Origin of the sequence: Microbulbifer sp. 2205BS26-8 (genome assembly GCF_030731025.1) — a bacterium.
Classification (GTDB): Bacteria; Pseudomonadota; Gammaproteobacteria; order Pseudomonadales; family Cellvibrionaceae; genus Microbulbifer; species Microbulbifer spongiae.
The window spans coordinates 1-947 of sequence record NZ_JAVAMR010000146.1 but is presented as its reverse complement, the minus strand read 5'-3'; the positions used below and the strand labels follow the sequence as shown (position 1 = coordinate 947).

Annotated in this window: 3 protein-coding genes; all 3 read left to right on the top strand. The window is 47.1% G+C overall.

Features of this window, described 5'->3' with window-relative positions; translation table 11 throughout:
• Nucleotides 1-230, top strand: a 230-nt coding sequence (locus Q5Y71_RS16960) for a hypothetical protein (protein WP_306043252.1), incomplete at its 5' end; no start/stop codon positions are given.
• Nucleotides 231-499: 269 nt separating this feature from the next.
• Complete coding sequence (locus Q5Y71_RS16955; RefSeq protein WP_306043251.1) at nucleotides 500-790, top strand: hypothetical protein; 291 nt, start codon at nucleotides 500-502, stop codon at nucleotides 788-790.
• A 5-nt stretch (nucleotides 791-795) separates the two neighbouring features.
• Nucleotides 796-947 (top strand): IS66 family insertion sequence element accessory protein TnpB (tnpB, locus tag Q5Y71_RS17730; protein ID WP_371877096.1); only part of this gene is annotated, 152 nt, incomplete at its 3' end.

The window sequence follows — 947 nt, the reverse complement described above, 5'->3', positions numbered from 1 at the left end:
CTAGTGTTGGAAATGGGGATGTATTTATTTCGTTGTCAACAAATGGAGCTACATGCAATTACGGGTATTTCGTTAATAAAAATAGCCAGGGTTTTGAGGGGCAACTGAGCATGCTGCTGGCGGCTTATCAGGCCAAGACTCCAATCTATATCTCTGCCAATGAAAATAGTCGCTGGTCAAACTCCAGTAACACCGTATGTGAAGTTCATTCCATCGAATATAAGCGCTAAATGTATCATCGGGTAAAGGCGGGTTTCTGGCCCGCTCTCCCAACACCATCGCAGTTGCGGGCATACACGCGATACAGCTCCCTGGAACGCAATACGGGAGATATGACCCCCGGCGTAACTGTACCCCCAGCTTGATAAGATTGCGGACACACATTCGGAATTTGTGCCACTGCTTGAGAAAATACGTAAGCGGTACATGAACCACATTATTCAATTTGCTTTGTTAGGCTGCCATGATACCCCCTCCATCTACTTCAGAGGACAGCCTCATGAATCAGCAAAAGTGGCAAAGCCATGTGAGCGCCTATGAGAAAAGTTCTCAATCCAAGCGGGCCTATACTCACAAGCACAATTTGAGCTACAGCAAGTTCCTCTACTGGCACCGCAAGCTATCTGATCAAACTCCTGTGCCTGATGCCCCTGACTTTGTTCCTGTAGATATCAAGTCTCCCGCAGCCCCTACGGGAAACCTGGGCGTATTAGAGTTTCCTAATGGTATAAAGCTGGTGATCAATAGCCCAGCTCTGCTGGCGGAAATCCCTGGCCTTATGGGTCTGTAAATACGATGTGGCTACCGTTCAATACCAAAGTCTGGTTTTACCGCCAGCCGATTGATTTTCGCAAACAGATTGATGGTATCGTGTTGTTGGTGGCCGATACTTTGCACAAAGATCCAACATCCGGTCAAATCTTTGTTTTTCGCAACAAAAAGGCTGA